The organism is Brachybacterium sp. AG952 (assembly GCF_004362645.1).
GTDB lineage: Bacteria > Actinomycetota > Actinomycetes > Actinomycetales > Dermabacteraceae > Brachybacterium > Brachybacterium conglomeratum.
In genome coordinates, this window is the sequence record NZ_SNXV01000004.1 from 442,269 (window position 1) to 465,368 (window position 23,100).

At 73.0% G+C, this 23,100-nt stretch carries 23 protein-coding genes and 1 pseudogene; 11 read left to right on the plus strand and 13 right to left on the minus strand.

Features of this window, described 5'->3' with window-relative positions; all coding sequences use genetic code 11:
• Position 1: 1 nt before the first annotated feature.
• The 4 genes from DEU31_RS12315 to DEU31_RS12330 are packed head-to-tail and all read right to left on the minus strand — an operon-like array spanning position 2 to position 5,329.
• Positions 2 to 1,612 (minus strand): carboxyl transferase domain-containing protein, encoded by a 1,611-nt coding sequence (locus DEU31_RS12315; protein WP_133677399.1) that lies wholly within the window; start codon positions 1,610 to 1,612, stop codon positions 2 to 4.
• Between the two features lie 5 nt (positions 1,613 to 1,617).
• A complete protein-coding gene (locus tag DEU31_RS12320; protein WP_133677345.1) occupies positions 1,618 to 3,057 on the minus strand; it encodes a dihydrolipoamide acetyltransferase family protein in 1,440 nt (479 codons plus the stop codon).
• Positions 3,057 to 4,094 carry an alpha-ketoacid dehydrogenase subunit beta gene (locus tag DEU31_RS12325; RefSeq protein WP_133677346.1) on the minus strand — a complete coding sequence of 346 codons (1,038 nt, stop codon included), beginning with the start codon at positions 4,092 to 4,094 and terminating at the stop codon, positions 3,057 to 3,059. Before DEU31_RS12325 ends, DEU31_RS12320 begins: the two co-directional genes overlap by 1 nt.
• Positions 4,091 to 5,329 (minus strand): thiamine pyrophosphate-dependent enzyme, encoded by a 1,239-nt coding sequence (locus DEU31_RS12330; protein WP_133677347.1) that lies wholly within the window; start codon positions 5,327 to 5,329, stop codon positions 4,091 to 4,093. The genes DEU31_RS12325 and DEU31_RS12330 overlap by 4 nt, the downstream gene beginning before the upstream one ends.
• A gap of 179 nt (positions 5,330 to 5,508) precedes the next feature.
• Between DEU31_RS12330 and DEU31_RS12335 the strand changes: the two genes are divergently transcribed.
• Positions 5,509 to 5,979, plus strand: coding sequence for an Lrp/AsnC family transcriptional regulator (locus DEU31_RS12335; RefSeq protein WP_133677348.1), 471 nt, complete (start codon positions 5,509 to 5,511; stop codon positions 5,977 to 5,979).
• A gap of 17 nt (positions 5,980 to 5,996) precedes the next feature.
• Here DEU31_RS12335 and DEU31_RS12340 read toward each other — a convergent pair whose 3' ends face one another.
• The 3 genes and pseudogenes from DEU31_RS12340 to DEU31_RS12350 form a co-directional block, all read right to left on the minus strand.
• Positions 5,997 to 7,019, minus strand: coding sequence for a Gfo/Idh/MocA family oxidoreductase (locus DEU31_RS12340; RefSeq protein ID WP_133677349.1), 1,023 nt, complete (start codon positions 7,017 to 7,019; stop codon positions 5,997 to 5,999).
• Positions 7,013 to 8,005, minus strand: a complete 993-nt coding sequence (locus DEU31_RS12345) for a Gfo/Idh/MocA family oxidoreductase (protein ID WP_133677350.1) — start codon at positions 8,003 to 8,005, stop codon at positions 7,013 to 7,015. Before DEU31_RS12345 ends, DEU31_RS12340 begins: the two co-directional genes overlap by 7 nt.
• A 271-nt stretch (positions 8,006 to 8,276) precedes the next feature.
• A pseudogene (locus DEU31_RS12350) lies at positions 8,277 to 8,603 on the minus strand (transketolase C-terminal domain-containing protein); the annotation flags it as partial.
• Between DEU31_RS12350 and DEU31_RS12355 the strand changes: the two are divergent.
• The 5 genes from DEU31_RS12355 to DEU31_RS12375 all read left to right on the plus strand — a co-directional run bounded on the left by DEU31_RS12355 (position 8,544) and on the right by DEU31_RS12375 (position 12,180).
• Positions 8,544 to 9,026 carry a hypothetical protein gene (locus DEU31_RS12355; protein ID WP_133677351.1) on the plus strand — a complete coding sequence of 161 codons (483 nt, stop codon included), beginning with the start codon at positions 8,544 to 8,546 and terminating at the stop codon, positions 9,024 to 9,026. The pseudogene DEU31_RS12350 and the gene DEU31_RS12355 overlap by 60 nt on opposite strands.
• Before the next feature lie 72 nt (positions 9,027 to 9,098).
• Positions 9,099 to 9,827: a hypothetical protein gene (locus DEU31_RS12360; protein ID WP_133677352.1), complete on the plus strand. Its 729-nt coding sequence runs from the start codon at positions 9,099 to 9,101 to the stop codon at positions 9,825 to 9,827.
• Between the two features lie 252 nt (positions 9,828 to 10,079).
• Positions 10,080 to 11,195: an IS30 family transposase gene (locus DEU31_RS12365; protein ID WP_279535631.1), complete on the plus strand. Its 1,116-nt coding sequence runs from the start codon at positions 10,080 to 10,082 to the stop codon at positions 11,193 to 11,195.
• Positions 11,196 to 11,300: 105 nt separating this feature from the next.
• On the plus strand, positions 11,301 to 11,768 hold the full coding sequence (locus tag DEU31_RS12370) for a MarR family transcriptional regulator (protein WP_133677353.1): 468 nt from the start codon (positions 11,301 to 11,303) through the stop codon (positions 11,766 to 11,768).
• Between the two features lie 100 nt (positions 11,769 to 11,868).
• Positions 11,869 to 12,180 carry a monooxygenase gene (locus tag DEU31_RS12375; RefSeq protein WP_133677354.1) on the plus strand — a complete coding sequence of 104 codons (312 nt, stop codon included), beginning with the start codon at positions 11,869 to 11,871 and terminating at the stop codon, positions 12,178 to 12,180.
• A 102-nt stretch (positions 12,181 to 12,282) separates the two neighbouring features.
• Here the strand turns inward: DEU31_RS12375 and DEU31_RS12380 are convergent, their stop codons facing one another.
• A complete protein-coding gene (locus tag DEU31_RS12380) occupies positions 12,283 to 13,809 on the minus strand; it encodes an aminotransferase class I/II-fold pyridoxal phosphate-dependent enzyme (protein WP_243733828.1) in 1,527 nt (508 codons plus the stop codon).
• Positions 13,810 to 13,962: 153 nt separating this feature from the next.
• Here DEU31_RS12380 and pdxS point away from each other — a divergent pair, with 153 nt between their 5' ends.
• Together pdxS and pdxT are read left to right on the plus strand one after the other, a co-directional pair.
• Positions 13,963 to 14,883, plus strand: a complete 921-nt coding sequence (gene pdxS, locus DEU31_RS12385; RefSeq protein ID WP_133677355.1) for a pyridoxal 5'-phosphate synthase lyase subunit PdxS — start codon at positions 13,963 to 13,965, stop codon at positions 14,881 to 14,883.
• A 110-nt stretch (positions 14,884 to 14,993) separates the two neighbouring features.
• Positions 14,994 to 15,578 (plus strand): pyridoxal 5'-phosphate synthase glutaminase subunit PdxT, encoded by a 585-nt coding sequence (gene pdxT / locus DEU31_RS12390; protein WP_279535632.1) that lies wholly within the window; start codon positions 14,994 to 14,996, stop codon positions 15,576 to 15,578.
• Between the two features lie 16 nt (positions 15,579 to 15,594).
• On the opposite strand, the gene DEU31_RS12395 is transcribed toward pdxT, so the two are convergent.
• Positions 15,595 to 16,089 (minus strand): flavodoxin domain-containing protein, encoded by a 495-nt coding sequence (locus tag DEU31_RS12395; protein ID WP_133677356.1) that lies wholly within the window; start codon positions 16,087 to 16,089, stop codon positions 15,595 to 15,597.
• Positions 16,090 to 16,363: 274 nt separating this feature from the next.
• Between DEU31_RS12395 and DEU31_RS12400 the strand changes: the two genes are divergently transcribed.
• The gene (locus DEU31_RS12400; protein ID WP_133677357.1) at positions 16,364 to 16,912 is read left to right on the plus strand and encodes a hypothetical protein; all 549 of its coding nucleotides are present in this window, start codon (positions 16,364 to 16,366) and stop codon (positions 16,910 to 16,912) included.
• Here the strand turns inward: DEU31_RS12400 and DEU31_RS12405 are convergent.
• The 3 genes from DEU31_RS12405 to DEU31_RS12415 all read right to left on the minus strand — a co-directional run bounded on the left by DEU31_RS12405 (position 16,887) and on the right by DEU31_RS12415 (position 20,661).
• The gene (locus DEU31_RS12405) at positions 16,887 to 18,449 is read right to left on the minus strand and encodes an APC family permease (RefSeq protein WP_133677358.1); all 1,563 of its coding nucleotides are present in this window, start codon (positions 18,447 to 18,449) and stop codon (positions 16,887 to 16,889) included. The two genes, DEU31_RS12400 and DEU31_RS12405, sit on opposite strands and share 26 nt — an antisense overlap.
• Before the next feature lie 191 nt (positions 18,450 to 18,640).
• Complete coding sequence (locus tag DEU31_RS12410) at positions 18,641 to 19,282, minus strand: response regulator transcription factor (RefSeq protein ID WP_133677359.1); 642 nt, start codon at positions 19,280 to 19,282, stop codon at positions 18,641 to 18,643.
• A complete protein-coding gene (locus tag DEU31_RS12415) occupies positions 19,279 to 20,661 on the minus strand; it encodes a histidine kinase (protein WP_133677360.1) in 1,383 nt (460 codons plus the stop codon). Before DEU31_RS12415 ends, DEU31_RS12410 begins: the two co-directional genes overlap by 4 nt.
• Positions 20,662 to 20,805: 144 nt before the next feature.
• Here DEU31_RS12415 and DEU31_RS12420 point away from each other — a divergent pair, with 144 nt between their 5' ends.
• Positions 20,806 to 21,882 carry an ABC transporter permease gene (locus DEU31_RS12420; protein WP_133677361.1) on the plus strand — a complete coding sequence of 359 codons (1,077 nt, stop codon included), beginning with the start codon at positions 20,806 to 20,808 and terminating at the stop codon, positions 21,880 to 21,882.
• A gap of 5 nt (positions 21,883 to 21,887) precedes the next feature.
• Complete coding sequence (locus DEU31_RS12425) at positions 21,888 to 22,640, plus strand: ABC transporter ATP-binding protein (protein WP_133677362.1); 753 nt, start codon at positions 21,888 to 21,890, stop codon at positions 22,638 to 22,640.
• A 331-nt stretch (positions 22,641 to 22,971) separates the two neighbouring features.
• Here DEU31_RS12425 and DEU31_RS12430 read toward each other — a convergent pair.
• The coding region (locus tag DEU31_RS12430; RefSeq protein ID WP_243733834.1) for a Fe-Mn family superoxide dismutase at positions 22,972 to 23,100 on the minus strand (129 nt) is incomplete at its 5' end.

Genomic DNA, 23,100 nt, shown 5'->3' on the forward strand with positions numbered 1-23,100 from the left:
CTCACATCCGGAGGACGCCGCGGCGGATCGCGGGCAGCGGGGTGCGGGTGACTACGTCGAGGGCGAGGCCGAGCACGGTGCGGGTCTGGGCAGGCTCGATCACGCCGTCGTCCCAGAGCCGGGCGGTGGAGTAGTAGGGGCTGCCCTGCCGGTCGTAGTCCTCCTCGATCGGCCGACGGAACTCCGCCTCGTCCTCGACGGACCAGGTGCCGCCGCCCGCCTCGATGCTGTCCCGGCGCACGGTGGCGAGCACGGCGGCGGCCTGGGGCCCGCCCATGACGGACACGCGCGCGTTCGGCCACAGCCACAGGAAGCGGGGCGAGTAGGCGCGGCCGCACATCGAGTAGGTGCCGGCACCGAAGGAGCCGCCGATGACGACGGTGAGCTTGGGGACGCGGGCGCAGGCGACGGCGGTGACCATCTTCGCGCCGTCCTTGGCGATGCCGCCGCGCTCGTACTCGGCACCGACCATGAACCCGGCGATGTTCTGCAGGAACACCAGCGGGATCGCTCGCTGGTCGCAGAGCTGGACGAAGTGGGCGCCCTTGAGCGCGGACTCGCTGAACAGCACCCCGTTGTTCGCGACGATCCCGACGCGGTGGCCGTGGATCCGGGCGAAGCCGGTGACGAGGGTGGTGCCGTAGGAGGGCTTGAACTCGGAGAACTCTCCCGCGTCGACGATCCTCGCGATCACCTCGCGGACGTCGTAGGGGGTGGCGAGGTCCGAGGGGACGGCCGCCCCCATCGTGGCAGTATCCACGACGGGCTCCGCAGGCGCCGGACCCGGGACGGTCGCCGAAGGGGCGAGGTCCGGCAGGGTCCCGACGATGTCCCGCACGATCTGAAGGGCGTGGGCGTCGTCCTCGGCGAGGTGGTCGGCGACGCCGGAGACCTCGGTGTGCATCTGCCCGCCGCCGAGCTCCTCGGCGCTGACCTCCTCGCCGGTCGCGGCCTTCACCAGCGGCGGCCCGCCGAGGAAGATCGTGCCCTGGTCGCGGACGATGACGGTCTGGTCGCTCATCGCGGGGACGTACGCGCCGCCCGCGGTGGAGGAGCCCATCACGACGGAGATCTGCGCGATCCCCTCACCGCTCATCCGCGCCTGGTGGTAGAAGATCCTCCCGAAGTGGTCGCGGTCGGGGAACACCTCGTCCTGCATCGGCAGATAGGCGCCGCCGGAGTCGACGAGGTAGAGGCAGGGCAGGCGGTTCTCCTGCGCGATCTCCTGGGCGCGCAGGTGCTTCTTCACCGTCATCGGGAAGTAGGTGCCGCCCTTGACGGTCGCATCGTTGGCGAGGACGAGGCAGTGGCGGCCGTGGACCATCCCGATCCCGGCGACGACCCCGGCGCCTGGCGCGGCCCCGTCGTACATCCCCTCCGCCGCGAGCGGTGCGATCTCGAGGAAGGGGCTGCCGGGGTCCAGGAGCTGGTCGATCCGCTCGCGGGCGAGGAGCTTGCCGCGGGCGCGGTGCTTCTCCCGCGCCGCCTCGGACCCGCCCCGGGCCGCGGCCGCGAGACGCTCCCGCAGCTCGGCGACCAGGGCGTCCATCGAGGCGGCGCGGGCCGTGGCCTCCGGCGAGGCGGGGTCGACGGCGGTGCGCAGCTGCTCCATGGCGCTCACCGCACCAGCAGGGTCGCGGGATCGGCGAGGGTCTCGGCGATGTCCGTCAGGAAGGCGGAGGCCTCGGCGCCGTCGAGCACGCGGTGGTCGAAAGAGAGGGTGAGCGTCACGACGGTGCGCAGCGCGATCTCGCCGCGGTGCTCCCACGGCTGGCGGCGCAGCGCCCCGATCGCGAGGATCGTCGACTGGCCGGGGTTGAGGATCGGGGTGCCGCCGTCGACGCCGAACACGCCGACGTTGGTGACGGTGAGGGTCGAGCCGGTGACCTCGCCCGGGGTGAGCGCCCCGTCGCGGGCCTTCTGCGCGGTCTCGGCGATCGCGGCGGTGAGGGCGGGGCCCGACGGATCCTGGTGCCCGTCGGCGTCGATCTCGGGGAGGGTCGCGACGAGCAGGCCGCGGTCGGTGGCGACCGCGATCCCGAGCCTGACCTGGTCGAACATCTCGATCTCACCCGCCTCCGCGTCGTAGCGGGCGTTCGCCGCGGGGGTGCGGGCGGCGGCGGGCAGGATCGCCCGGCACACGCTCGCGAGGAAGGAGGTGCGTCCGCCCTCCCGGGTGCCGCGGCCGAGCAGCTCGAGGGTGTCGGTGACGTCGATCGTGACGTGCACGGAGGCGTGCGGGGCGGTGAAGGCGGAGGCGGACATCGCCTGCGCGGTCTGCTTCCGCAGTCCGGTGACCGGGATCGTGTGGGAGCCCGGCGCACGGGTGGCGCTGCCGGGCAGCCCCTGCGCACGGGCCTCGACGTCCGCGCGGAGGATCCGCCCGCCCGGGCCGCTACCGTGCACGCTGCGGAGGTCGACGCCCAGGTCGCGGGCCCGTCGACGCACGGGCGGCATGGCCCGCGGCGTCGGGCCCTCCCCTGCCTGGCGCGAGGGGCGCTCGTAGGGCGTGGTGGCGAAGGCGCGCGGCCGACGGCGGGGTCTGCCGGTGCCGGGCAGCACGGGCCCGTACCCGACCAGCACCTGCTGGCGCTGCGGCCGCGCCGCAGGCTCCGCGGAGGCGGTGGCCTCGTACGAGCCGTCGACGCTCGCGCCGACTCCGACCGGCACCGCGGCAGGCTCCTCGGCCACGGACCCGCTGGTCACAGCCTCGTCGACGGCGGGCCCGTCGGCGGATCCGTCGGCCGCGGACCCACCGGCGGGCTCGTCGGCGACGGACCCGTCGGCCGCATTCCCGCCGGTCCCGGGCTCCGGTGCCGCACCCACTTCGGCGAAGCCGACGAGCGGGGAGCCGACGTCGAGGGTCTGCCCCTCCTCGGCGTGCAGCGCCGTGATCCGTCCGGCGCGGGGGCTCGGGAGCTCGACCAGCGCCTTCGCGGTCTCGACCTCGGCGAGCGCCTGGTTGCGCGTGACCTCGTCGCCGACCTTGACATGCCAGGCGATGATGGTGGCCTCGGTGAGTCCCTCGCCGAGGTCCGGGAGCAGGAAGTCGCTCATCATGCCGCCTCTCTCGAGCTGCGGCGGCCGAGCGTGCGGTCCACCGAGTCCAGGATCCGGTCGATGCCGGGCAGGTGGTGCTCCTCGAGCGCCGCCGGCGGGTAGGGCACGTCGTAGCCGGTCACGCGCTCGGGCGCGGCCTCGAGATGCTCGAAGCAGTCCTCGATCACGGAGGTGATCACCTCGGAGGAGACCGAGACGTTCCCGGGCGCCTCATGGGCGACGATCAGCCGTCCGGTGCGGCGCACGCTCGCGGCGACCGTGTCGCGGTCCAGCGGCGCGAGGGAACGCAGGTCGATGACCTCGAGGTCGATGCCGTCGTCCTCCGCGGCCACGGCCGCCTCGAGCGCGGTGACCACGAGCGGGCCGTAGGCGACGAGGGTCGCGTCCCGTCCCTGCCGCAGCACCCGGGCCGTGGAGAGGTCGGCGGTGCGGGTGGTGTCCACCTCGCCCTTGCCCCAGTAGCGGCGCTTCGGCTCGAGGAGGATGACGGGGTCGTCGCAGTCGATCGCGGCGCGCATCGTGGAGTAGGCGTCCTGCGGATCGGCGACGGTGACCACGCGCAGGCCCGGGGTGTGGGCGAAGTACGCCTCCGGGGACTCGGAGTGGTGCTCGACGGCGCCGATCCCGCCGCCGAAGGGGATCCGGATGACGAGCGGCATCCGCACCTTCCCGCCGGTGCGGTAGTGCAGGCGGGCGACCTGCGCGACGAGCTGGTCGAAGGCCGGGAACACGAAGCCGTCGAACTGGATCTCGCACACCGGCCGCATCCCGGCGTACGCCATGCCGACGGCGGTGCCGACGATCCCGGACTCGGCCAGCGGCGAGTCGATCACGCGCCGGCCGCCGAAGCGGTCCTTCAATCCGTCGGTGATGCGGAAGACGCCGCCGAGGGTGCCGATGTCCTCGCCGATCAGGAGCACGTCCTCGTCGGCGGCGAGCGCGTCACCGAGCGCCGTGTTCAGCGCGGCGGCCATGGTCATCGAGGTCGTGGCCTGCGGGGTCGAGGCCGACGGTCCGGTGGTCGGCGCGGTCATGACGCACGCTCCGCGGGGGCGAGCGAGGCCTCGAGCGCGGCGAGCTGCTCCCGCTGGCGGGCGAGCTGCGCGGTCTCGGTGGTCAGCACGTGGTCGAAGAGCGACTCCGGCGAGGGGGTCGGGATCTGCGGGACGGCGGCGTGGAGGGCGTCGGCCGCCTCCTGCCCGCGCCGTGCGGCCTCGGCGCGCAGCTCCTCGACCGGGGCGCCGAGCTGCTCGAGGTGCCGCTCCAGGCGCAGGAGCGGATCTCGCCTGCGCCAGGCGGCGAGCTCGTCCTCGTCGCGGTAGCGGGTGGGGTCGTCGCTCGTGGTGTGGGGGCCGATCCGGTAGGTGACGGCTTCGAGGAACAGGGGCCCGGCGCCGGAGCGGATCCGCTCGGCGGCGAGCCGGGTCGCGGCGTGGACGGCGAGGACGTCGTTGCCGTCCACGCGCAGGGAGGGGATGCCGAAGCCGGCGGGGCGGTGGGAGAGCGGGACGGTGCTCTGCAGGGCGACCGGCTCGGAGATCGCGTAGTGGTTGTTCTGGCAGAAGAACAGCACGGGGACGCGGAAGGAGGAGGCGAAGACCATCGCCTCGTTCACATCGCCCTGGCTCATCGCGCCGTCGCCGAAGCAGGCCACGGAGATGCCGTCCTCGCCGCGGGCGCTGGTCGCCATCGCGTGGCCGACGGCGTGATGGGTCTGCGCGCCGATGATGACCTGCGGGGTGGCCATGCGGCGGGCGAAGGGGTCCCAGCCGGACAGGGTCGTGCCGCGCCAGACGGAGAGCATCTCGGCGGGCTCGACGCCGCGGCACCAGGCGATGCCGTTCTCGCGGTAGGAGGTGAAGAAGAAGTCGGTCTCCGGCAGGGCGCGGGCGAGGCCGATCTGCGCCGCCTCCTGCCCGCGCAGCGGGGGCCAGAGCCCCAGCTCGCCCTGGCGCTGCAGGGCCACGGCCTCGTCGTCGAGCGCGCGGATCACGGTCATGTCGTGCAGCAGCGCGACGAGCTTCTCCTGGTCGACGTCCCGCAGATAGGGGTCGAGCTGGGCGTCGGAGCGGCGGGTGCCGTCCTCGGCGAGGAGTCGCAGGGGCTGGTCGAGGGCGCCGGCGAGGACGTGGTCGGGCTCGGCCGGGTCCGGAGCGGTCGCGTCGTGATCGGGCTCGGCCGCGCCGCGCGCAGGCGCGGCGGGATGCTGCGTGCTGGGCCGCTCGTCCCGGGGTGACCGGGTGGAGCCGGCGGACATCGTCGTCGACATGCGGACCTCCAAGATCCGTGGCGCCTCGTGAGCACCGAGGGGGCACCGGGGTGTGGTGCCGCAGGGACGTCATCGTCCCCGTCCACGCTACGCCGCACGTGCAGGACGATCAATCACTTGTCCCGAATGAGTGCAGAATGCTCAACAATCCTGGCTACGGTGCCGTAGGATCGTGCACTATGCACATCGTCGATGACACCGACCGTCGCATCCTGCTGGCGATGACGGAGAATCCGCGGGCCACGATCGTCTCCGTCGCGCAGAAGCTGGGGCTCTCCCGGAACACGGTCCAGGCGCGTCTGGCGGCGCTCGAGGCGGGGCAGGCGCTGCAGGGCTACGACCGGCGCCTGCACGCCGCCTCGCTCGGCTATCCGCTGACGGTTTTCATGGAGACGCAGGTGGACCAGCCGAAGCTCGAGCAGGTGATCGCGCAGCTGCGGGAGATCCCCGAGGTGGTGCAGGTGCATGGCCTGTCCGGTCTGAACGACATCCTGGTGCGCTGCGTGTGTCGGGACGCCGAGGACCTCTACCGGGTCAACAAGCTCGTGCTGGGCTGCGACGGCGTGATCCGCACCGACACCTCGCTCGCGATGGGCGAGCTGATCCCCTTCCGCCTCGCCCCGGTGCTGGAGCGCGACCTGGAGCGGTGAGGGCGCTGGCCGGCACGTCAGTCCTCCGCGAGCGCCACCGGCTGCCCGGTGCGCACGGACTCCTGCGCGGCGGCGACGATGCGGACGGTCCGCAGCCCCACCTCGCCCGTCGGCTCCACCGCCTCGCCCGCGCGCACGGCGTCGAGGAAGGCGTCCAGCAGCAGGGCGTCGAGGTCGGTGCCGTAGGGCAGCCACTGGCCGGGCCCGCCCACGTGCTGGGCGAAGGCGTCGATCTGGAGCTGACCGCCGGTGCCGAGGGCCTGGAGGGTGAGCCCGCCCCAGGTGGGCGCGTCGGCCGGCATCGACCAGGAGCAGTCGATGGTGGCGACGACGCCGGAGGCATAGGTGAGGGTGACGAGCCCGCCGGTCTCGGCGCCCTCCCCCGCACGGTCCGCGTACAGGATCCGGTTGGAGACGGCGTGGACGCTCTCGGGCTCCCCGAGCACGGAGTCGAGGATCTCGGCGAGGTGCACGGTGTGGTCCACGAGGGAGCCGCCGCCGGCGAGCTCGACGTCGGTGAACCAGTCGCGCCCCGCGGGGAGCTTGCCGTTGTTCGTGCCGGTGAGGCCGACGATCTCGCCGAGGGTGCCGTCGGCGACCGCGGCGCGCAGCGCCTGGACGGCGGGCGAGAAGTGGACGGGGAAGGCGGTCATCAGCACCACGCCCGCCTCACGGCAGGCGGCGACCATCTCCTCGGCGTCGGCCACGGCGGTCGCCAGCGGCTTCTCGCACAGCACGTGCACGCCGCGGCGAGCGGCCTCGAGAACGAGCTCGCGGTGGTGGGCGTTCGCACTGGTGACGACGATGGCGTCGGGGCCTTCCGGCCAGGCCTCCCAGGCGTCCTGGTAGCTGCCGACGACCCGCACCCCGCGCACGTCCCCGTAGCCGTCGGGGTCGGCGACGACGAGGTCCACGTCGGCGCGGGCCTCGAGCAGCGCCGCGTAGGAGAAGGCGTGGGTGTGGGCGCAGCTCATCAGCGCCACGCGCAGCTGGGCGTCGGCCGATGCGTTCGCGGCGTCCTGACCTGGGGCGTTCAGCATGGGATGCTCCGTCCGGTGCGCAGGGAGTCGAGGGCGGCGCGGGAGACCTCCACGGCGCGGGCGCCGTCGGCCGCCTCGACGCGGGTGGCGCCGCCGACGGTGACCGCGCGGGCGAACTCGGCGATCTCGGCGGCGTAGGGGTCCTCCATGGTGGAGACGTCGGGCAGGAAGCCGTCACCGCTCGCCTGCCGGGCGGAGGCGACGTCGTCGAAGGTGATGCCCGCGTCGCCGGCGCTGTCGTACCGGAGGCGGCCGCGGTCACCGGCGAGGTCGAAGGTGTAGCGGAACCGTGTGCCGCCCGGGCCCCAGAAGCCGCGGCAGTGGCTGAGCGCGCCGGAGCGGTGGGTGAGGACCACGTGGGCGGTGCGCACGGCCCTGTCGGAGGCGGCGACCTGCTGGCGGGCGTGGACCGACTCCGCGTCGCCGGCGAGCCAGAGCGCCTGGTCGATGTCGTGGATCATCTGGTCCATCACGATGCCGCCGGAGCGCTCCTCGTCGGCGTACCAGTCCCGGTCCGGCAGGGCGCCGGTGCGCTCGAAGCGCAGCACGGCGGGGGTGCCGATCGCGCCCGTGTCGACGGCGCGCTTCGCGGCGGCGTACTGCGGGAACCAGCGCACGACGTGCGCGGGGAACAGCAGGCGGCCGACGCGCTCGGCGTGCGCGACCAGCTCGCGCGCCTCCTCGCCGGTCAGCGCGAGCGGCTTCTCGCAGAGCACGTCCTTCCCTGCATCGAGGGCGGCGCGGACGATGCCGGGGTGCGAGGGGGTGGGGGTGCAGACGTCCACGACGTCCACCGCCGCGAGCAGCGCGTCGAGGTCCGGGTGCACGCGCGCCCCGGCCTCGGCGGCGAATGCCTCGGCGCCCTCGGGGCTGGTGCAGTGCAGCTCGGCGCCGAGCGCCTGCCAGCCGGGCAGATGGGCCCGGGAGATCCCCCCGGTGCCGACGATGCCGACGCGCAGCGCGGCCGGCGGGTCCTGCAGGGACATGGGTGCTCTCCGTCGTCGGAGCGGTCACGGTCGCCGTCGATCCTAGTCACGCGGCCGCGGCGGCGGCCAACGCGGTCCGGCAGCGGCGCCCCACCACCGACCCCGCCCCTGCGGACCCGGCCCAGGAGCGTCCGGGACGGGCGGGGTCGGCCCCGAGCGTGCCGTTCCCGCATCGAGTGGCAGGTTTCGACCGCTTCAGCGCACTCGAAGCGGTCGAAACCTGCCACTCGATGTCGGTCCTGGCGGCCGGCCGCTCAGAGCAGCCCAGGCCTCAGAGCAGCCCGCGCACCTTCTCCACGATCGCGCCGGTGCTGACCCCGTACCGATCCGCGAGGGTCGGCAGCGCGCCGGCGTCGAGGAACTCGTCGGGCAGGGCGATGGGGTAGATCCTCTCCCCCAGCCCGTGCGCGGCGACGGTGCGGGCGACGATGTCGAACAGCCCGCCGACCACCGAGTGGTTCTCGGCGGTGAGCACCAGGCGGCCCTTGCCGAGCTGGGCCAGCAGCGACTCCTCGTCGAAGGGCTTGAGGGTGGGGCTGTGCAGCACGGCGACGCCCACCCCGTCGGCCTCGAGCGAGGCGGCCGCCTCGAGCGCCCGCTCGACGAGTTCGACCCTCTGGACTGGGTCCTCGGCACCGCCGAGGAAGCCGCAGGATGGACCTGGGACAACATCGGTGTACCGGTTGTGAACGGTCTGGCATCCTTCGGCCAGGCGATGATCGACAATCCTGCAGCAACCGGAACAATGCTCCTCGGACTCGGCATGATGGCACTTGGAGCTGCGGGAGAGGGTGTCGGAATCGCGTTGCTTCCGACTGGGCTGGTCACCTTCGGAGGGGGAACCGCAGCCGGCGGCGTCGTCATGGTCGGATCGGCTGAACTCATAGCTGCAGGCGCTGCCGTCACGGCAGCCGGGGGCGGGATCCTTTTCGCAGAGGCGGTGAACAACCCTCAGTTCCCGGCGTCACCTCGCCAGAGAATGGGTCAGGCAACCGGACGGGACCGAGATCGGACTACGTGAGAGTTCACGCTCCGGGGGTCGCACGATCGACGTACGCCACCCTGATGGAACGACTGAGAAGGTGCACATCCGATGAGCTTGCATGAGGATTCTCTGAGCGGTGCATTCGAGACCTTACGCGGGCAATGGGTCGAAGCGCTGGACATCGATGCCGGACAGACTCGACTGGTCACTAGTCGTGGAGCCGTTCTGCACGGAAAGTCGCCTACTTCTGGAGGCGCACTGCTCACGGACGACAGTCGACTGCTTGGCTCTGTGATCACAGCATCAACGCTTGCCCCTGACGGTGTATTGACACTCGCTCTCGCGCGTCCCGACAGCGGCAACACGATGCTCATCACGACCCGGGCACCATGGGCTCTCGAGTTCCCCCTCGGTGCCGCGATCGCCGCACGCGCAGACGGCCACATAGGCCGCCGCCCGGCGACCGGACCTAGGTTTGCAACGCCCCAAGCCCTGGATGAGTGGGCGGCTTCTTCGCCAGACGAGGTCGAACAGGCCGTGCTCAATGCTGCTGCCGACGACTGGGTGAGTCCCGGCGACGTCGTCTCGACACTGCTCCGCTCCGGAGTGAGTGATGATCGAGAGATCGAGCGACGCGGGATCGATGTCCTGGCACGACTTCTGGTTCGCGGGGACCTTGTGGCCGGATCGATCGACGATACCGGCTTCCACCCCGCGCCGGAACCAGTCGAGGCAGTCGTTGAGCACGTAGGCACCGTGTGGCAGGCACTCGGCGGGCGCCGTCCCGGACCTGGACAGATCGGGTGGTTCGATCTTCCTCCTGAAGAGAGCGTCTGATCCGGTCGGAGGGATGCAGGCGATGCCCCTCATCGAGTGGTGCATCTCGACCGGTATTCGCAGGGCCGCTTCAATGGGTGAGTGCGACTCCCGAGGAGGGAGTTGCCGATGTTGCCTGCGTCGTTTCGAGCGGAGGTCATCGAGACAGTCATAGCGGGGAAGCCGGCGATGGTCGCTGCGCGAGAAGCAGGTATGAGCTGTTCCCGGCTGAGGAAGTGGCTGCGGCAGGCTGGGGTGATGCTCAAACGCGGAATGCCCAGCAGTCACGCCTCGTCCTCGGTCATCCTCCCTCCGTCTGCGGAGAGTTTCGGCGCGGCATCGGGGAATGGGCGTAGGCTCCAGCTCGCTGACCGGGTGCTCATCGAGCTGGGCATCTTCCAGGGCCGCAGTTCTGGCGAGATCGCGTCTGGCCTGCGGGTGCATCGCTCGACCGTGTTCCGCGAGATCGCTCGTCACAGCCTGATCGCGGAGGACGGCCGGTGGGGCCATGACGATGCTCATTACAGTGCCGCGCTGGCACAGTTCTGGGCTGATCAGGCCCGGGCGCGCCCGAAGGCGTTCAAGCTCAAGACCCTGCCGTTGCTGCGCCGGGTGGTCGTGGCGCTGCTGGATCAGAAGCTGTCGCCGCAGCAGGTGAGCGTGCGTCTGCGGCGGTTGTTCCCGGACGATAAGGACATGCAGATCAGCCACGAGACCCTCTACCAGGCTCTTTACGTCCAGGGCGCGGGCGCGCTGCGTCACGAGCTGACGGTCGAGGGCGCGATCCGTTCCGGTCGCAAGGGTCGTATCCCGTCCTCGAAGCTGCCGGCCCGGAACAAGCGCCGCTGGCTGGACGGGCACCGGCTGGCCGATCGAGAGGAGATGCTCGCGGCCGAGCACGCGGGCAGGAAGATTCCCGGCCACTGGGAGGGAGACCTGGTCGTGGGGCCGAACAACTCCGGGATCATCACGCTGGTCGAACGGGCCTCCCGGTTCACGCTCCTGGGACGACTGCCCGGGACTCGTGACTCCGCCACCGTGATCGACGTGCTCACCAGCATGGTCGAGGACCGGCCCGAGGCGGTGAAACGCTCGATCACCTGGGACCAGGGAACCGAGATGGCCCAGCACTCCCGGTTCACCGTGGCCACGGGCTGCCCGGTGTTCTTCTGCGATCCTCATTCGCCCTGGCAGCGTCCCACGAACGAGAACCTCAACGGCCAGCTCCGCTGGGAATACCCCACGGGCACCGACTTCAACCACGTCACCGACGACGAACTTCGCACCGTTCAGGACATGCTCAACGCAAGACCCCGAGTGGTCCTCGACGGGGCTACTCCCAGTGAGACACTCGACGAACTGATCACCACAGTCGCACTCACCGACTGAACCGGCCCAGCCGAAGCGGTCGAGATGCGCCACTCGATCCTCGTCCGGGCGGGCGGGGACGGGCCGGCCGGGGCCGCCACCGCCGCCACGGGTAAGATCTCCCGGGTGACCATCGAGGACCCGCGCTGGCTGACGCCCGAGGAGCAGGCCACCTGGCGGGCTCTCACGAGCCTCCTCGTGCGGCTGCCCGCGGCGCTCGACGCACAGCTGCGTCGCGACGCGGGGATCACCCACTTCGACTACCAGGTGCTCTCGCAGCTCTCCGAGCAGCCGGAGCGCCGCCTGCGCCTGCGCGAGCTCGCGGCGCGCGCGGACTCGAGCCTCCAGCGCCTCTCGCAGGTGGTCACCCGCCTGGAGACGAAGGGCTGGGTGGAGCGCCTGCCCGACCCGGCCGACGGACGCACCACCCTCGCCGTGCTCACCGACGCCGGCCTCGAGAAGGTCGTGGCCACCGCGCCGGGCCATGCCGCCGAGGTGCTCGACCTCGCGATCGACCCGCTCGATCCCGAACAGCTCCGCCGGATGCGGGAGATCGCCGAGCGGATCGTCGGGACGATCGAGGAGCGCCGGTAGGGCTCGACCCGGTGGGCAATCGGCAGCGATCACTCGACGCGGCCCCGATGGCGTGATGCGGTAGGGATCCGCTCATCCTCGACCTCCAGGAGTGATCCCCATGCCTCGCCTCGTCTCCATCGAGTTCTCGTCCGACGGCCCCTTCGGCGCGGAGGCCGCTGCCGCCTACGCGGAGCTGGCCGACGACATCGCCGCGGAGGACGGTCTGATCTGGAAGGTCTGGACCGAGGACCCGCGGACGTCCGTGGCGGGCGGCGCCTATCTGTTCGCCGACGAGGAGTCCGCCGAGCGATACATCCACAAGCACACCCAGCGGCTGGACTCCTTCGGGATCACCGATGCGCGGATCTCGAACCTGGGCGTCAACGAGCAGCTCTCGGCCACCACCTTAGCCGTCCTGCAGCGCGACTGACCCGGGCGCGCCGCCCTCTCGTCCCGCCGGCCAGGACGATCGGGCGGCGGCACGCCTCGCGGAGCACTGGCCACCAGGCCTTCCCCCGCGCTGATGCTCGACCTACGCCCTGTCGGCCGCCGCAGGCGCTCCACCGGCCGCACCGACGAGATCCGTCGCGAACCGCTGCGCCTCGGCGCCGGTGAGGTCGTGGACGGTCAGGCGGAGGTGCCGAGAGGGATCGGCACCCGCAGAGCCCGGGGCGAGGCGGAACTCGTCGCCGGTGCGCACGCGCCATCCTCGACGGGCGAGCTCCGCCGCGACCTCCCGGGCGGGGCGCGGCACCGGGACCCACAGGCTCATCCCGTCGGCCGCCTCGGCGGGGAGACCGTGCGCCGTGAGCAGGCCGGCGACCTCGGCGTTCCGGGCGGCGTAGTGCTCTCCGGCGCGCTCGACGAGGGCGCGGGACGCGTCGTCGGCGAGGACCCCGTGGGCGAGGCGCTGCAGGAGGTGGCTGACCCAGGTGGTGCCGGGGCTTAGCCGCAGCGCGAGCCGGGCGGCGGTCTCCGGGTCGGTCGCGGCGACCGCGAGGCAGAGATCGGGGCCGAGGAACTTCGAGACCGAGCGCACCAGCGCCCAGCGGCGGTGCCCGCGCGGCAGCGGCGAGCGGAAGGGCCGACGGGAGAGGAACGAGTAGTAGTCGTCGAGCACGACGAGAACGTAGGGGTGCTCGGCGAGCACTGCCCGCAGCTCCTCCGCGCGGCGGGCGCTGAGCGAGGCGCCGGTCGGGTTCTGGGCCCGCGGCGTGAGCACGACGGCGCGGGCCCCGGCCTCGAGCGCGGCGCGGAGCCCGTCCGCGGACATGCCCTCCGCGTCGACGGGGACGGGGATGGCCCGGTAGCCGGAGTGGCGGACGGTCTGGATGCTGGCGAGGAAGCAGGGGTCCTCCAGCGCCACGGCATCGTCGCGCACCAGGGACTGCGCCAGCAGCCGCTCGATCGCGTCGACGGCGCCGCTGGTCGGCGTGAGATGCGCATCGGCGCCGGTGGGCACATCGGGCGCGACCCACTCCCGTGCCCAGGCCTCGAAGCCGGGGTCGATCACCGGTTCACCGTAGAGCACCGGGCGGCCGACGGCGCCGGCGAGCGCCGGGGCGAGGTCCGGGATGAGGGCGGGGTCGGGATTGCCGGTGCCGAGGTCGCGGAGCGTTCCCGCGGGAACGTCCCCGGCACCCCGGCCTGCTCTCGCGGAGACGTCGGGAGCTTCGGGGGTGCCCAGTCCATCGGGACCCGTGGAGCCTGCGCGAGCGGCGCGGTCGATGGGGACCGTGAGCGCGCCCGAGGCGGCGAAGCCCTCCTGCGCCACCGCCTGCGGTCCGGCGATGCGGGTCCCGGCACGACCCTGCGCGACGACGGCGCCGTCGCGGGCGAGCTTCCGGTACGCGGCGACGGCGGTGTTGCGATTGACGCCCAGCTGCTCGGCGAGCGTGCGCACCGGCGGCAGCAGGTCGCCGGGAACCAGCTCGCCGCGGTCGACCAGGCCGCGCACGCTGCCGGCGATCTCCGCGGCGGTGCTGCCGCTGATCTGCGCGGCGGCACCGGTGCCCGGCGCGGCAGTGCCGCTGCGCCGTGCTGCCGAGGGGGTCTCCACCCGCCCGAGTCTAGGGCCGACTTCCAGGTGGCGGACCCTTGCGACCGCCCGCCCCACCCCATGCTACGTTTTGGCCTAGATCAAAGTGGTGCAGGGAGGGTCGCGGCGTCAGGAGCCGTCGGCCCGCGCCGCGCGAGCTGAGAAGGAGCTCTCATGAGCGCCCCTGCCCCCACTCCGTCGAACGGCACCCCCCACTCCACCGGCACCGGCACCGTCAAGCGCGGCCTGGCCGAGATGCTCAAGGGCGGCGTGATCATGGACGTCGTCACCCCCGAGCAGGCGCGGATCGCCGAGGACGCCGGCGCCGTCGCCGTCATGGCGCTCGAGCGGGTCCCCGCCGACATCCGCGCCCAGGGCGGCGTCTCCCGCATGTCCGACCCCGACATGATCGACGGGATCGTCGAGGCGGTCTCGATCCCGGTGATGGCCAAGGCGCGGATCGGCCACTTCGTCGAGGCGCAGGTGCTGCAGGAGCTGGGCGTCGACTTCATCGACGAGTCCGAGGTGCTCTCCCCCGCCGACTACGTCCACCACATCGACAAGCACCGCTTCACCGTGCCCTTCGTGTGCGGGGCGACGAACCTCGGGGAGGCGCTGCGCCGCATCACCGAGGGTGCGGCGATGATCCGCTCCAAGGGCGAGGCCGGCACCGGCGACGTCTCCGAGGCGACGAAGCACATCCGCACCATCAGCGCCGAGATCCGGGCGCTGGCCGCCCGCTCGGAGGACGAGCTCTACCTCGCGGCGAAAGACCTCCAGGCCCCGTACGCCCTGGTCAAGGAGGTCGCGGAGGCGGGCGCGCTGCCCGTGCCGATGTTCACTGCGGGCGGGGTCGCGACCCCGGCGGACGCCGCGATGATGATGCAGCTCGGGGCCGACGGGGTGTTCGTCGGCTCGGGGATCTTCAAGTCCGGCGAGCCCGCGAAGCGCGCCGCCGCCGTCGTGCGGGCCACCGCCTCCTACGACGACCCCTCCGTGATCGCGGAGGTCTCGCGCGGCCTCGGCGAGGCGATGGTCGGCATCAACGTCGCCGACCTCCCCGCCCCGCACCGCCTCGCCGAGCGCGGCTGGTGAGCAGGGGCCCGACGGTCACCGAGGCGCCCGGCGTCACGTCAGCCGACGCTCCGACCGCCGCTGCGCCAGACGCGACGACGGGCGGCGGCGCGGCCGGCCCGCGCATCGGGGTGCTCGCCCTCCAGGGCGACGTGCGCGAGCACTCCCGGATGCTCGCGCACCTCGGCGCGCAGGTCATGCCGGTGCGGCGGCCGGCGGAGCTGGCCGAGGTCGACGGCCTCGTGCTCCCCGGCGGGGAGTCCACGGTGATCGATCGCCTCGCCCGGCTCACCGACCTGCGGGAGCCGCTGCGGGAGGCGATCGCGGGCGGGCTGCCGGTGCTCGGCACCTGCGCGGGGCTGATCCTGCTGGCCGCTCGGCTGCGGGACGGCGGCCCGGGACAGGAGACCTTCGGCGGGCTGGACGTGACCGTGCGCCGCAACGCCTTCGGCCGGCAGACGGAGTCCTTCGAGACGGATCTCGTGGTCCCCGCGCTCGAGGGGCCCGGGGCCGACGGGCCGCCGGTGCGGGCCGCGTTCATCCGCGCCCCGCTGATCGAGGAGATCGGCCCCGCCGCGGAGCTGCTCGCCGCGCTGCCGGACGGGCGGGCGGTCGCGGCGCGGCAGGGACGGGTGCTCGGGCTCGCCTTCCACCCGGAGTCGACCGGCGAGACGCGCTTCCACGAGCTGTTCCTACAGGTCGTGCGCGAAAGCTGACGCCCGCGGCCGCGACTCACCCCTGCAGCAGCGGCGCGATCTCCCTCCCCCACGCTGCGACGGCGGGCAGATCGCGGAAGTCCCCGGTGGGGGTGCGCATGGACTTCAGCAGCACGCGCTCGTGCAGCGGGATGCGGTCCATGAGCACCCAGCCGGGGAAGTTCTTCGTCGCGACGGGGGTGTGGTCGAGGGTCGCGAGGAACGCGTCGGTCGCCTTCTGCTTCCCGCCCTTGGCGGGGTCGGAGGCGGAGCCGGAGCAGGAGAAGAAGGCGAAGGGCCTGGTCACGAGGGCATCGGCGTGCTGCTTCGCCCAGGCCGCGGCGCTCTTCTCGATGGACTCGACGCGCACGCCCGAGCCGAGCACGACGGCGTCGTAGCCGGCCGGATCCGGCGCCTCCTCGAGGTCGACGAGCTCGCAGTCGAGTCCTGCCTCGCGCAGGGCGTCGGCGAGGGTCTCGGCGAGGGTGCGGGTGGCTCCGGAGTGGGTCGCGTAGGCGACGAGCGCTGTCATACGAGGCATCGTGCCAGCCCCTCGGCCGCGACATGCGGGACCGAGGTCCGCCGCCAGCAGCCGCTCGTGCCGTGCATCGGGCATCAGGTGTCGATCTCCCTCGGCACCGGCCGACGCGATGGCCGCGGACGGCTCCGCTCCCGCATGTCATCTCCAGATCACGATTCAGTCGTCATGACCTGCCGGTCACTGGATCGCGCTCGCGCGGGAGCGGACAATCCCGTCATACGGCCCTGGCCGCCGTGGCCTTCGCCGTCTCCTGGAGGAGGCAGCCGTGAAGAAGAGAATCCTGTCCGCCCTCGCCTCAGGCGCGCTGCTGGTGGGGCTGGGCGCCATCGCCCCGGCCACCGCGTCGGCCGCGCCGTACTGCGGGATCCGCTGGGGGTCGCTCCCCGAGTCGGTCACCGCCACCACCTCGGCCCAGGTCGAGAACCTCCGCTCCGGCCGCCACGACTGCTTCGACCGGCTCGTCGTGGACCTGGACGGCACCGTCACCGGGTACTCCGTCTCCTACGTGAGCCGTGTGGAGCAGCTCGGCTCCGGGCAGGTCGTCCCGCTCTCGGGCGCCGCGGACCTGCAGGTGCTGGTCGAGGCCGCGGCCTACGACGACCGCGGCGAGGCGACCTATTCGCCGCGCACCCCGTCGCGCGCGGTGGACGTGACCGGCTATCGCACCTTCCGCCAGGTCGCCTTCACCGGCAGCTTCGAGGGGCAGACCCTCATCGGGCTCGGCGTCCGCGCCCGGCTCCCGATGCGGGCCTTCGTGCTCGACGGCCCCGGCGACGGCTCACGCCTGGTCATCGACGTCGCCCATCGCTGGTGAGCTCCGGATCCTCGTCCTCGCCGTCCACCGGCACCTCGGCGTCGGCAGCCGCCTCGCCGGCGGACGTCTTTGCACCGGCGTCCCCGTCCTCGGGGGCGCCGGCGCTGCGCGTCGGCCCGGCGACGGCGCCCAGCAGGAAGGCGCCGACGAGGAGGGCGGCGCACACGATCGCCGCGACGGTCCCGCCCACCATCAGCGGGAAGTTCGCCAGCGAGATGCCGAGCACGACGAACAGGCCCAGCCCGCCGAGTCCGGTCGCGGCGAGGGTGACGGCTCCTGCCCGTCGGCCGCCCGAGCCCCGGGCCTCGCCGGGAGCCGATCGCACGCCGGGAGCCGAGTGATCGCCGGGAGCCGAGCGATCGCCGGAATCCCGTCGGCCGCCGAAGCGGAGCACCGCGAGCGCGGTCAGCGCCATCATCGCGATCACCCCGATCGCGCCGAGGCCGGAGTACCAGGTGTAGATCTCGACCACGGGGTCCAGCTGCGCGAGCGCCGAGACCAGCACGATCACGGCGGTGATGCCGGTGACGGCGAGCGAGGCGCGGGAGGGGGCGCGGTGCACCGGGTGCACCTGCCCGAGCGCGGAGGGCAGCACCCCGCGCCGACCGAGGGTGAACAGGTAGCGGGAGACGATGTTGTGGAACCCCAGCATGCACGCGAACATGCTGGTCACGACCAGGACCTGGGTCACGTCGCGCATGATCGGCGCGACCACGTCCCCGGCGAGCGCGACCACCATCGAGTCGGGGCTCGCCGCCGCGGCGTCGAGGGCGTCCTCGGCGCCGAGCCCGGAGATCACCAGCCACGAGGAGACGGTGTAGAGCACGCCGATCAGCAGCACCGCGACGTAGGTGGCGCGCGGGATGGTGCGCAGCGGGTCGCGGGCCTCGTGGCGGAACACGGCGGTCGCCTCGAAGCCGAAGAAGCCGAGGAACGCGAAGAGGAGCCCGAGCCCCGGCGCGCCCGAGAGCGCCTCGGCGGGGCTGAACGGCACCGGGGTGAGCTCGCGGCCGGAGGCGAGCACGCCGAGGTCGATCGCGAGCACCGCGAGGATCTCCAGCACCAGCACCACGCCGAGCACCGCGGCGGAGAGGTCGATGCGGCGATGCGCGAGCACGCCCACCACGGCGATCATCAGCGCGGAGATCAGCCACCACGGCAGCTCGATCCCGGTCCACAGGGCGAGCAGGTTCCCGGCCTGCACGCCGAGATAGCAGGTCATCGACACGGTCAGCAGCACGTAGCTGAGCAGGGCGACCGCCGCGGTGCCGAGGCCCGCCCGCCGCCCGAGGCCCTGGTGGACGTAGGCGTAGAAGGCGCCGGCGTCGGGGACGTGCGGGGTCATCCAGGTGAAGCCGACGGCGAAGAGCAGCAGGATCAGCGTGGCCGCGAGGATCATCAGCGGCGCGCCGATGCTCCCGGACTCCAGCAGGATCAGCGGGAAGTTCGCTACCACCACGGTGATCGGGGCCGCGGCGGCGACCACCATCAGCACGATGCCGGCCACTCCCAGCGATCGCGTCATCTCGATGCGCACAGGGCCACCTCTCTCCGTCCACGGGCGCCCCGGGACGGGCGCAGCTGCTCAGGATAGGGCGCAGCGCCCGGGGCCGAGCCGGGCGTCCACGCCTGCGACCTGCACGGACGTCACCTCCGACGGTCAGGAGCCGCCGGCATGCCCTGCTTCCGACGCCGTGCTCTCGGCGTGACCTGCGCCCGTCCGCCCTCTCAGCGGATCAGCCGACGCTCCCGCGCGACCCGCAGCGCCGCAGTGCGGCTCTCGACCCCGAGCTTCTCGTAGAGGTGGACGAGGTGGGTCTTCACGGTCGACTCGGAGATGAACAGCCGCTTGGCCGCCTCGCGATTCGTCGCACCGGTCGCGAGCACCTCGAGGATCTCGGTCTCGCGCGGTGACAGGGCGGTGCGGGGCTCGGCCATGCGCCGCACCAGCAGCTGCTGCACCTCGGGGGCGAGCACGGAGCGGCCGGCGGCGGCCTCGCGCACGGCGTCCAGCAGCGCCTCGGTGGGCGCGTCCTTGAGCACGTAGCCGGTCGCGCCGGCCTCGAGCGCGCCGACCACGTCGGCCTCCGCGTCGAAGGTGGTCACGGCGAGGACCTGCACGCCCGGGTGCTGCGCACGGAGCTTCCGCGTGGTCTCGATCCCGCCGATCCCGTCGCCGAGGTTCAGGTCCATCAGCACCAGGTCGGGAGCGCCGTCACCGGTGGTCACCAGCCGGTCCAGCGCCTGCAGCGCCTCGTCGCCCGAGCCGACGTCGGCGACGACCTCGACCTCCGCATCGGCCTCGAGCAGGGCGCGCAGCCCGGTGCGGACGACGGGGTGGTCGTCGACCATCATCAGGCGGATGCTCACGGTCGGGCCTCCTGGTCGCGCAGCGGAAGGGTCAGGCCGACGGCGGTGCCCTCCCCCGGGGTCGAGTCGATCGTCACGGTACCCCCGGCCCGGTCCATCCGGGCGCGCAGCAGGCGCAGCCCGTCGCCGCCTTCGGCGCGAGCGGGCGCAGGGGCGCCGACGGCCGGCCCGGCGGCGGGGGCGTCCGCCGAGCGGGCGGCGGGGGCGGTGCGCGCGGCGTCGCCGGTGGCAGCGCCGCCGGCCGCCCAGCCCACGGCCGACGGGTCGAAGCCGCGCCCGTCGTCGACCACGTCGAGGCTCACCCGGTCGGGCCACCAGGCCAGCGTGAGCACGCAGCGCTGCGCCTCCGCATGCCGCTGCACGTTCGCGACCAGCGACTGCGCCGCGCGGTGCAGGGTCTCCACCTGCTCGGGCGCGAGCTCGATCGGGGTCCCGTCGACTCGCAGCTCCCAGCGGGTCGGCCCGCCGAGGATCTCGACACGGGCGATCACCTCGCGCAGCGCCTGCTCGAGGGTGGTGCGAGGGGCACGGTCCGCGAGATCGCGGACCAGGCCGCGTGCGTCGGCGAGGTTCTCGCGGGCGGTGCGCTCGATCCGGGAGAACTCCTCGGCGGCCGACGGGTGGGCGGCGCCCGCGGAGCGGGAGAGCATGACGATCGAGTTCAGGCCCTGGGCGAGGGAGTCGTGGATGTCGCTGGCCAGGCGCTGCCGCTCCTCGGCCACGCCCTTCCTCCGCTCGGAGTCGGCGAGCTCGGCCTGGGCGGCGCGGAGCTGCGTGACGAGCACCCGGCTGCGATCCGTCTCGCGCAGCAGGCGCCGGTAGACGGCGTGCGCGACCAGGGAGAACACGGCGCCGATGAGCGGTCCGAGGATCTCGCCCACCCCCAGCAGGTCCTCGTCCCGCCCGAGCACCGGGGAGACGATCGCCCACAGGGTCACCAGCGCGAGCGCGAGGGGCCCGCCGACGGGTCCCAGCGCGAACAGGACCAGGAAGAACAGCGTGAAGGCGATCCACACGAACGACGGGGAGACGAAGGTGGTCGCCATCCAGGCGGCGGTCAGCGCGAGCACCCACGGCGCCGACGGGAGCAGCAGGTCGGTGGTGTCGGCGCGTCCGGCGTCGCCGCGGCGCAGGGCCCGCTGCGAGCCGAGCAGATAGATCACGGCGAGCACGGCGGCGCACAGGATCGCGAGCGGCGCGGGGACCCCGTCGGCCGTGATCGCGCGGACCGCGCCCACCACCGGCAGCACCAGGAACGCGATGTGCATCGCGCCGCGCAGGGTGGCGGCGAGGGCGGTGGAGGTGTCGCCCGTCGGCGCGGGGTCCTCCCCGATCCGGGGACGGCCCGACTTCTGCTCCGGGACCGGCTCTGCGTTCACCCTCGACACTCTAGGGCCAGGCCCGCCCCCCGCCCCCGCTCACGGCATCGTCCGAAAGGACGACTCGGCGCTCATCCTTCGGGTCATCGGGGACCATCCCGCACAGGCGATGTCGCGGGCCGGGATCCGCGATGGCATGGAGCCATGTTCGTCGCACTCAAGGACATCGTCCACGCCAAGGGTCGATTCACCCTCATGATCGGGGTGATCGCCCTGCTCACGCTGCTGCTGGTGCTGCTGACCGGCCTCACCCGCGGCCTCGCCCACCAGAACATCTCCGCCATCGAGAACCTGCCGGCCGACGCGGTCGTGCTCACCCCCACCCTCGGGGACGAGATCTCCTGGTCCGACTCGCAGGTCTCGACCGAGCAGGCCGCGACCTGGGAGGCGGCCGACGGGATCACCGCCGAGCCGCTGTCCGTCGGGCAGATGCGCATCGAGGCCGGCGACGCCGTGACCTCGCTGGCCCTGTTCGGCATCGCCCCTGAGGGCGAGGCCGCGCAGGCGCTGCTCTCGGCGCCCGCCCCGGGCGAGGCGCTGCTGCCCGAGGACGTCGCCGCCGACCTCGACGTCACGGCCGGGGACACCGTGCAGGTCAACGGCCAGGACCTCACCGTCGCCGGAACCGCCCCGACCTCCTGGTACTCCCACTCCCCCGTCGGCTACGTCGACGTCACCACCTTCAAGGACCTCGCCCACCAGGCCGAGGACACCGCCGGCTCCGCCCTGCTGGTCCACGGCGCCGGACCGGACGACGCCGTCGTCGAGCAGGCCGCCTGGGACTCCGGCACCCGCGCCGTGAGCGTCTCCGACTCACTCGCCGCGCTGCCGTCCTACTCCTCGGAGAACGGCTCGCTGACCCTCATCCAGGGCTTCCTCTACGGCATCTCCGCCCTGGTCACGATCGCCTTCCTGTCCGTCTGGACGATCCAGCGCACCCGCGACATCGCCGTGCTGCGCGCCCTCGGCGCGACCGCCCGCTACGTCCTGCGCGACACCGTCGGCCAGGCCGCGATCCTGCTCGCCGTCGGTGCGGCGGTCGGCGGGATCGTCGGCGGGGCCGGCGGTGCGGCGCTCGCGACCGTCGCCCCGTTCGAGTCCTCGGCGGTGACCGTGCTGCTGCCCGTCGCGGGAGTGCTCGTGATCGGCCTGCTCGGCTCCGTCCTCGCCACCCGGCGCGTCACCCGTGTCGATCCGCTGCTCGCCCTCGGAGGGAACTGAACCCCATGACCACCACCGCCGCCACCAACGCCCCCGACACCACCACGACCGCCCCCGCGCTCTGCGTGCGGGACGTCACCGTCACCTATCCCGACGGCAGGAACCCCGACGGCAGCGAGCGCCTGAACACCGTGCTGCACCAGGCGAGCCTCGACGTGGCCCGCGGCGAGTTCGCGGTGATCCTCGGCCCCTCCGGCTCGGGCAAGTCCACCCTGCTCAGCGTCGCCGCGGGGCTGGTCGTCCCGGACTCCGGCTCCGTCGAGATCGAGGGCACCGACCTCACCGCCCTGGACGAGAAGCGCCGCACCGCTATGCGCCGTGACCGGATCAGCGTCGTCTTCCAGCAGCCGAACCTGCTGCCCGCCCTCACCGTTCGCGACCAGCTGCTGGTCACGAAGCATCTCGCCGGCGTGCGCGGTCGACGCCTCCGCGCAGAACGAGACCGCGCCGAGGCGATGCTCGAGCGCGTCGGGATGGGCCAGTACGCGGACCGTCGACCGCACGAGCTCTCCGGCGGTCAGCGCCAGCGGGTCAACATCGCCCGCGCCCTGTTCACCGATCCGGCGGTGCTGCTGGTGGACGAGCCGACCAGCGCCCTGGACCACGAGCGCTCCCGCGAGGTCGTGGACCTGCTGGTGGGGATCACCCGCGAGCTGAAGGTCGCGACCGTGATGGTCACCCACGACCGCGAGTTCGCCGAGGACGCGGACCGCGTGATCACCCTGCGCGACGGGCGGGTGGAGGAGCCGGGCGCCTGAGCCGCGGCGCCGCGCGGGTCCCGCTGTCCCTCGACATGCCGACGCCGACGCACGACGGGTCCGGGCCGCCGTGCGTCGGCGAGGTGCCGGTGACCCTACTCCAGCGCGCTCCCGGCGTCAGGAGGGTCCGCGAACGAGTTGCAGGAGGCCTGGTCCGGACGGGGTGTCGGCGGACTGCCGGAGCGGCGCGAGCGAGTTCGCGCGACGCAGGACGCGGCTGTGCGGAGATCCCCGGCATGACGCCGGCCCGCGGCATGACACCGGCCCGCGCCCCCTGCGTCAGGGGACACGGGCCGGAGCCAGCTGTGTTCAGGGCACGACGCCCGAGGGATCAGGCCTGCGGCACGACGAGCCCGGACGCCGAGGAGCGCGCGGCCTCGAAGCGGGCCTGGACGTCGGCCCAGTTCACGATGTTCCAGATCGCCTTGACGTAGTCCGCCTTCACGTTCTGGTAATCGAG

Coding starts and splice junctions, on each gene's coding strand:
- DEU31_RS12360 (WP_133677352.1), top strand. CDS start 9,099: ATGAGCTTGCATGAGGATTCTCTGAGCGGTGCATTCGAGACCTTACGC.
- DEU31_RS12345 (WP_133677350.1), bottom strand. CDS start 8,005: ATGTCCCTGCAGGACCCGCCGGCCGCGCTGCGCGTCGGCATCGTCGGC.
- pdxS (WP_133677355.1), top strand. CDS start 13,963: ATGAGCGCCCCTGCCCCCACTCCGTCGAACGGCACCCCCCACTCCACC.
- DEU31_RS12395 (WP_133677356.1), bottom strand. CDS start 16,089: ATGACAGCGCTCGTCGCCTACGCGACCCACTCCGGAGCCACCCGCACC.
- DEU31_RS12330 (WP_133677347.1), bottom strand. CDS start 5,329: ATGTCGACGACGATGTCCGCCGGCTCCACCCGGTCACCCCGGGACGAG.
- DEU31_RS12335 (WP_133677348.1), top strand. CDS start 5,509: ATGCACATCGTCGATGACACCGACCGTCGCATCCTGCTGGCGATGACG.
- DEU31_RS12315 (WP_133677399.1), bottom strand. CDS start 1,612: ATGGAGCAGCTGCGCACCGCCGTCGACCCCGCCTCGCCGGAGGCCACG.
- DEU31_RS12425 (WP_133677362.1), top strand. CDS start 21,888: ATGACCACCACCGCCGCCACCAACGCCCCCGACACCACCACGACCGCC.
- DEU31_RS12375 (WP_133677354.1), top strand. CDS start 11,869: ATGCCTCGCCTCGTCTCCATCGAGTTCTCGTCCGACGGCCCCTTCGGC.
- DEU31_RS12320 (WP_133677345.1), bottom strand. CDS start 3,057: ATGAGCGACTTCCTGCTCCCGGACCTCGGCGAGGGACTCACCGAGGCC.
- DEU31_RS12325 (WP_133677346.1), bottom strand. CDS start 4,094: ATGACCGCGCCGACCACCGGACCGTCGGCCTCGACCCCGCAGGCCACG.
- DEU31_RS12420 (WP_133677361.1), top strand. CDS start 20,806: ATGTTCGTCGCACTCAAGGACATCGTCCACGCCAAGGGTCGATTCACC.
- DEU31_RS12365 (WP_279535631.1), top strand. CDS start 10,080: ATGCCCAGCAGTCACGCCTCGTCCTCGGTCATCCTCCCTCCGTCTGCG.
- DEU31_RS12340 (WP_133677349.1), bottom strand. CDS start 7,019: ATGCTGAACGCCCCAGGTCAGGACGCCGCGAACGCATCGGCCGACGCC.